The organism is Nostoc sp. 'Peltigera membranacea cyanobiont' 213, assembly GCF_002245975.1.
Taxonomy (GTDB): domain Bacteria; phylum Cyanobacteriota; class Cyanobacteriia; order Cyanobacteriales; family Nostocaceae; genus Nostoc.
On sequence record NZ_NOLI01000037.1, the window covers coordinates 48,640 to 55,364 of the forward strand.

Below are 6,725 nucleotides of genomic sequence, written 5' to 3' on the forward strand. Positions count from 1 at the left end.
CTCATTTCCCTCATTTCCCCAGCCCATACAGCTAAACCCGTGCTAACACGGGCTGATTCAGGGATGCACTGACTGAATCTGATTCAGACTCTGTGCAGTAGATTTCGCAAGAATTATTAGGACTTTCAATCAGTTTCACTTTGTAAAGTTTAGCTCCCAATTCAAGAATTGGCGATCGCAGTAAATTAGTAATGTAAAGTGCGATATTCTCAGCAGTAGGTACAATTTCGGCAAAATAAGGAATGTCCTTATTTAAAAAGGTGTGATCGAATGGTTCGACTACATAATCTTCTACCACTTGATTCAAACCCCCTAAATCGACAATCATGCCGGTGCGTGGGTCAATTTCACCTTTGACGGTGACTTCTAGATGATAGTTGTGTCCGTGACCGTGGGGACGGGCGCATTTACCATAAATCTCAGTATTTTCTTCGTTACTGAGATTAGGATGAGCTAGCCGATGGGCGGCGCTAAAGTGAGTACTGATAGTGAGGTATGCTTCCATTGCGTTTCCCATATAATCTGCCCAAAGTTCAGGATGTTCAAATAACTGCACGCGGACTAAAGGCAAGTGCGGTGCTAGTCGTTGCCAAATAATCCGTGCAATATTCTCAGTGGTGGGTAAAGTTTCCTGAAATTCTGCCCAGACATCGTTGATATAAGAGAAATCCAATTGATTGGTAACTTCCCGTTTGATTACGTGTTTCACATCAGACAAGTTCAGTACCATACCATATTCATCCAATTCCCCGGCAAGGGAGATAAATAAGACATAGTTATGTCCGTGTCCAGGAAATCTAGAACCAGCACCAAATTTTTCAATATTCTCGGCTTCACTCAGTTCTGGCAACCAATAGCGATGACTTGCCGAAAACTGGGCGCGGCGATTAACAATACATTGCATGAGTACACTATGAGCAGAATTTAAAATTTCTTAATCTTTTTCTGTTTCCAGCATAAACTAATTTCTTTGTCAGTAGTCATTAGTTATTTGTCCATGCCCAATGCCCAATGCCCAATAACTACATAACAGACGCTTGCGCTTCACATTGTAATCTTGTAGCTATGCGGAATAATTCTTGACCTGTGTGTAAATAACGCTCATCGTAGCTCAAAGGAAAATAAGCAAACTCATCAAGTCCATCTGATACTTGATTAAGGCTGTAATAGAGGTTAGCCGCAGTCCCTGCTAAATTAGAGGGATTCGGCAGAGATCGAAAAATAATTTGTGCCTGCTTGAGGTCATCTCGACAGGCTTGTAAGTATTCCTGAAATTCATCTAACAATTCATCATCAAAAGGATCGGCAGCTAATTGCTCTATTTGCTCCTCTAGAGAATAGAGAATACTAGAAAGCAGATGATTGACTGGTTGATAAACTCGACGCAGCCATTCTTCAACTTGCTCGTCAACATCCCGTCCAGTTTTTCGTCTTGTCTGGTAATGATTTTGGGCTGATGCTGTACGCTGTTGGCGATCGCTATTTAATTTTTGAGAATCATTTTGCAGTTGTTGGTCATAATTGCGGCGATTATGATTGTCGCCTAAGACTTCATAAGCTGCATTAATGCGAATAATCTGATCGCGATCGGCTGTTTCTTGATTAGTGTCAGGATGAAATAACTTAACCAAGCGGCGATAAGCTTGCTTAATCTCCGCAAGGCTTGCACTTGGACTAATTTTGAGAGTTTCGTAATGGTTAGAAACTTGTTTAGAATTGACCATTAATTCAATGTATCGTTAGCTGATGCTAGCGGCTAACCTTGTTTCCAGGTCTTGGAACAACGGTGTACTCAAATACCTCTCACCAAAGCTGGGCTGAATCATCACAATTAAACGCCCTTTGTTTTCTTGACGTTGAGCAACGCGAATTGCTGCATATAAAGCGGCCCCACTGGAAATACCAGATAGTAGCCCTTCTTCTTTTGCCAAACGCCGACTATAGGCGATCGCTTCTTCATCGGTGACGGTAATCACTTCATCTATCAATTTTAGCTTGAGTATTTGGGGAATAAACCCAGCGCCAATTCCTTGAATTTTGTGTGGTCCTGGTCGTCCTCCAGATAAAACTGGGCTATTGGCTGGTTCAACAGCGATCGCTTTAGAGCTAGGTTTGCGTGCTTTAATCACTTCTGCTACACCAGCGATCGTACCACCAGTACCTACCCCAGCTACGATTATATCTACTTGTCCATCAGTATCTTCCCAGATTTCTAGGGCTGTAGTTTCCCGATGCACTTTTGAATTGGCTGGATTGCGGAACTGCTGCAACATATAGGTATTTGGCGTACTATTAACTATTTGTTGCGATCGTACAATTGCCCCACTCATACCTTCCATAGCTGGCGTTAGTTCCAGTTCTGCTCCATAAGCCCGCAACATTGCCCGACGCTCCCCACTCATTGTCTCTGGCATTGTCAAAATTAAGCGATAACCCTTAGCTGCTGCCGCCATTGCTAGAGCAATTCCTGTGTTTCCAGAAGTAGGTTCTACCAATATTGTCTTCCCAGGAGTAATCAGCCCCTCCTCTTCGGCGGCGTTAATCATGCTGACCCCAATCCGGTCTTTGACCGATGCCGATGGGTTCATACTTTCCAGTTTCACCACAATTTCCGCAACACATCCTTCTGTTTGGGGAATGCGGTTCAACTGTACTAAGGGTGTACGACCAACCAGTTCTGTAATGTTACAAGCAATTCGCATAATTATAGTCCTCAGTTACTTAGTCAAGAGTCATTTGTCATTGATGAGTCCAGTCCTGTTTTGTTTGGCTTTGCATTTCCCGCAAGGTAGGCGGGTTTCCTAACAACCGTGAACTGACGCGATAAATGAGAATATTACCCATAAGATGTTTTAAACGTATTATTGCTAACACTAAAATCTTGAAAACCTAACCCCCAGCCCCCATTCCTAAATATAAAACCCGCCATATTTTATAACTCTTACAGCAGATTCCCAACAAACGTGCTACAGATAAAAAGACTAAAACCAATGCGGGGCTTAGTTTTCCGACTTATTTTCGTGGTGGGTTTGATTTAAAATTGCTGTAACTGAAAAATCTTAACTGTACTGACAACTCCTAATTCTCTAGTATACTCCGGTTGATTACTGGAGTTTATCTATTGCTGCTAGTGAAAACAAAAAACCCCGCCTGATGGCGGGGACGAATAGGTTCAAAATTGTCAGTAGATAGTCAACACTTTAGAAAGTGAAAGTTGTTCTGAGCGTACCGATAATTGCATCATCGTTAGCGCTGCTCTGACCAGGAGAGGTCAACCAAATTACACCAGGGGTAACTGAGATGTTATCAGACACACGATACTTGTAGAAACCTTCAAAGTGATATGGTACATTATTACCAACAAAACCTGGTCGGTTAAAGGAATAGGGTTCTGCACCAGCAAAAACACCTAAAACGTTACCCTTTTTACCGAAATCAGGTAAGGCTACCCCAAGACCATAGCTCCAAGCTTCATAATCATCACCTGCACCAACACCTGTGACATCATGATAAGAAACGAAGCCACTAATTGACAGCTTGTCGCTCGGTCTAAAGGCAGCCGACACACCGTAGGAATTACTTGAAGATGGGCTTAAAGTATTTGTTGTACCATTACCTAAAAAGTTAGCTTGTCCAGTACCTACATCAAAAGCTCCAACTGTTCCCTGTGAACCAGAGTCGAATAAAGCACCACTTGCGCTATATCCGTGAACGTAGGTAGCAGCTAAAGCCAAGCGATCGCCAACACTAAAGTTCAACTGTCCTAAAGCGGCATAGTCACCATTGGTTAGACCTTGACTAAGACCAGGATTATTAGCTTGAGATGCCAAGTAACCCGCAGTGATTGAGCTATTTCCTAAGATACCGCCACCTTTACCAAGTGGGAGATTGAGCGCTATACCTGCACCGCCACCAATCCGATAGATGGGACTTTCAGAAGCAAAGGTAGATAAAGCACCGTTACCGCCATCAGTGTTATCAAAAAAGTAAGGGTTGTTGACAGCAGCATAATGGCTGTGTCGTCCACCACTGGCCGCCAAGTACACATTGGCTGGGCCTATGGGAACTTCATAAGTCAAGCGGTCTATGGTGACAGCATTGCCACCAGTATTACCAACTTGGAATGTTTGTGTACCTTCAGCACCACTATTAATACCATCTATTGCAAAGGGTTGTGCATTCCCTGCTGCTAGACGGGTGTGTAAAACGTCTCTACCCGTGAAGCTGGTTTGCAAGTCTAAACGTACCCGATCTTGGAAGACAGTATTATTGTTGTCACCATTCCTACCTCCAAACACATCAGTAACACCAAAAACGGCTTCACCGACTAGTTTGGTGGTGGTGGAGAACTGATTCGCTTCCAATTCAGCAGTCCGCGCTTCTAGGGAATCTACGCGACCGCGTAGAGTTGCCAATTCTGCGGAAAATTCTTCTTGTAAACGTTGTAGGGTCGCTAAATCTTGTTTAGTCACCAAGTCAGCTGTTGCTGTGGCAATCAATTCGTTAACCCGATCCAAACAAGCATTCAAACCAGCAGCAAATTCATAACGGGTCAAAGCACGATTACCGCGATAAGTAGAATTTGGGTAACCTGCAATACAACCATAGCGCTCAACCAAGGACTGCAATGCTTGGAATGCCCAGTCAGTGGGTTGTACGTCGGAAAATTGAGAAACCGATGTTACTTGAGACTGAGAGTTATTTTGGTTGCCTTCGTTGCTGTAGCGGTTAACTTGATCTATCGTTGTTTGAGCCAATATTTCTGGCTGTTGGGCAACCTCAGCTACAGTTGGTTGTTTAGCTGGTGATACTACAGTGGCTGTATTTGGAGCCGCAATCGCTGTTGTCGAAACTAACAATGTTGCTCCCAAAACTGCTGGGCTAACCACTAAGGATTTCCATAAGAGATTAGACATCTTTTCTTTACTCCTCACACCTTGTTTAGATAATTGGTTTCGTTCCACCTAATTCTCGAAAATGCCACATCTCATTGAAACCTATGGATGAGGCATAATTGCCATTACTACAATTCTAGTTTTTGCAAAGCTAATAAACGATTAACTTAGGGTTAAAAACTGATGTGATTAACTTATGCAAAAACATATCTTTATATCATAACATTATAAAACATCTGATCTAGATGGCAAGATTGCAGCGATCGGCTTAATAACTGTCACACATGGTTATCTAAATCTCTAAGCAGGGAGTAGGGTTTAGGGAATCTGCTCCTCACTTGGCTAAATTGCTAAAAGCGCTAGATACTTAGTAGTTTGTGAGCAAAAATCACTTCTCACACTTAGCCAAGCAGGAATTGCACACTAGTTAAAATACACTAGCTTGGCTGTACAAATGTAGCAAAGCCTTTCTGCTCGGCTATTCGCCTGGTATTCTTGGAATAAAAATAAAATCAGGAATCAAGGTTTTTGAAATCCGTATACTCCAAAGAAAAACCTGTAACATTACTCTCAATCAATTTACGGGCTACTTTTCCTTCATAAGTTAAAGATAGGCGGCTTTTGTCTTTGTCGTGGTTACTTCCAGTTTCCTGGTGCAAGATGTGAGAAGAAATTACTTATTTAATTTGCGAAATCACCTGCGCTACATCAAAGTCTGTCTGCGTTAGCCCACCTGCATCATGTGACGTAAGTGTAATTTTCACTTTGTTGTAGGAAATCTCTATATCTGGATGATGTCCTGCTGACTCAGCAGGTTCCACCAGTTTATTGACAAACTCAATTGCTTGGATAAAATCCTTGAATGTGCGGGTAATATGCAACTTGGAGTCTTCAACAGTCCAACCTGACAGAACCTTTGCCTGTTCTTGGATTTCTGCTTTAGTGAGTAGTTGTGCCATGTCAAAAAATTCCTAAGCTATGTTATGGTCACTCAGTTTTGCATTTATTTAATAGAAAAAATCCAATTTAATTCTCCACATATATCCATATATATGAAGATAAACTAATGCTTAATATATGTGGATATATTTAAATTAGGCTTGGTAAATAAATGCTTTAGCTCACATCTGGTCATATTCCAAGGTTTGATGCAAGATATTTTTATTTTTAAGAAAACTTAAACGCATTGGCTTTACCCGCCGCAGGTTTCGCTATCTAAGTTTTCAAAAGTCACCCTTAAAAAACTATCCGCTCTGATTTAGATCGGACGATCTAAATCAGAGCGGTCTAGCGGGTCTTCAGGTTGCAACCAGACTGCCGGAAGGAACTCCGAGCTTGCCTAGCTACTTGAGCTAACTTAGTATCTCAAAGATGACTAAGGCTAACTTTTAGAGAACAGCCCCGGCACACAGCCGGCTAACTGCAACCTGATGACCCATGGTTTTACTACTTTCTATCATGGGCATCACCTCCTTATTGCCTAAACGGTCTTAGTTTCAAAAGGGCAGAGTTTTTACTCTGGGTTTATAACCTTCATCTAACATAACATATAAATTTAGAGATATTAACCATATATAAAAAAATCTCCCACCAAAAGGCGGGAGATGACTGGAGAATGGGGAATGTTGACACTTTATTGACTTATCCCAAGAAGATTATTTAATCTGGCTGATGTCAAGTTTTGGCAACTACAGTCCTGATTCAAGTCATGGTCAGCTTTTAATATTAGAGAGCGTTACCGCGAGGTAGAACTTCCTCAGGGAATACAAATTGTTCGTGGGGTTGATCTTGAGGAGCCATCCAAGCGCGGATACCCTCGTTCAGCAAAAT

5 protein-coding genes are annotated in these 6,725 nt (G+C 42.1%); all 5 read right to left on the minus strand.

The window, feature by feature from the left end; all coding sequences use genetic code 11:
* Positions 1-31: 31 nt before the first annotated feature.
* The gene (locus CDG77_RS13035) at positions 32-904 is read right to left on the minus strand and encodes a 6-carboxytetrahydropterin synthase (RefSeq protein WP_094329791.1); all 873 of its coding nucleotides are present in this window, start codon (positions 902-904) and stop codon (positions 32-34) included.
* Between the two features lie 118 nt (positions 905-1,022).
* Complete coding sequence (locus tag CDG77_RS13040) at positions 1,023-1,724, minus strand: J domain-containing protein (RefSeq protein ID WP_094329792.1); 702 nt, start codon at positions 1,722-1,724, stop codon at positions 1,023-1,025.
* A gap of 15 nt (positions 1,725-1,739) precedes the next feature.
* Positions 1,740-2,702: a cysteine synthase A gene (gene cysK / locus CDG77_RS13045; protein WP_094329793.1), complete on the minus strand. Its 963-nt coding sequence runs from the start codon at positions 2,700-2,702 to the stop codon at positions 1,740-1,742.
* A gap of 498 nt (positions 2,703-3,200) precedes the next feature.
* Positions 3,201-4,916, minus strand: a complete 1,716-nt coding sequence (locus tag CDG77_RS13050) for an iron uptake porin (RefSeq protein ID WP_094329794.1) — start codon at positions 4,914-4,916, stop codon at positions 3,201-3,203.
* Between the two features lie 656 nt (positions 4,917-5,572).
* A complete protein-coding gene (locus CDG77_RS13055; protein ID WP_094329795.1) occupies positions 5,573-5,854 on the minus strand; it encodes a 4a-hydroxytetrahydrobiopterin dehydratase in 282 nt (93 codons plus the stop codon).
* Between the last annotated feature and the right edge of the window lie 871 nt (positions 5,855-6,725).

Excerpts from the sequence above, each read along its gene's own strand:
- CDG77_RS13035 (WP_094329791.1), bottom strand. The coding sequence starts at position 904 with ATGCAATGTATTGTTAATCGCCGCGCCCAGTTTTCGGCAAGTCATCGC.
- CDG77_RS13040 (WP_094329792.1), bottom strand. The coding sequence starts at position 1,724 with ATGGTCAATTCTAAACAAGTTTCTAACCATTACGAAACTCTCAAAATT.
- cysK (WP_094329793.1), bottom strand. The coding sequence starts at position 2,702 with ATGCGAATTGCTTGTAACATTACAGAACTGGTTGGTCGTACACCCTTA.
- CDG77_RS13050 (WP_094329794.1), bottom strand. The coding sequence starts at position 4,916 with ATGTCTAATCTCTTATGGAAATCCTTAGTGGTTAGCCCAGCAGTTTTG.
- CDG77_RS13055 (WP_094329795.1), bottom strand. The coding sequence starts at position 5,854 with ATGGCACAACTACTCACTAAAGCAGAAATCCAAGAACAGGCAAAGGTT.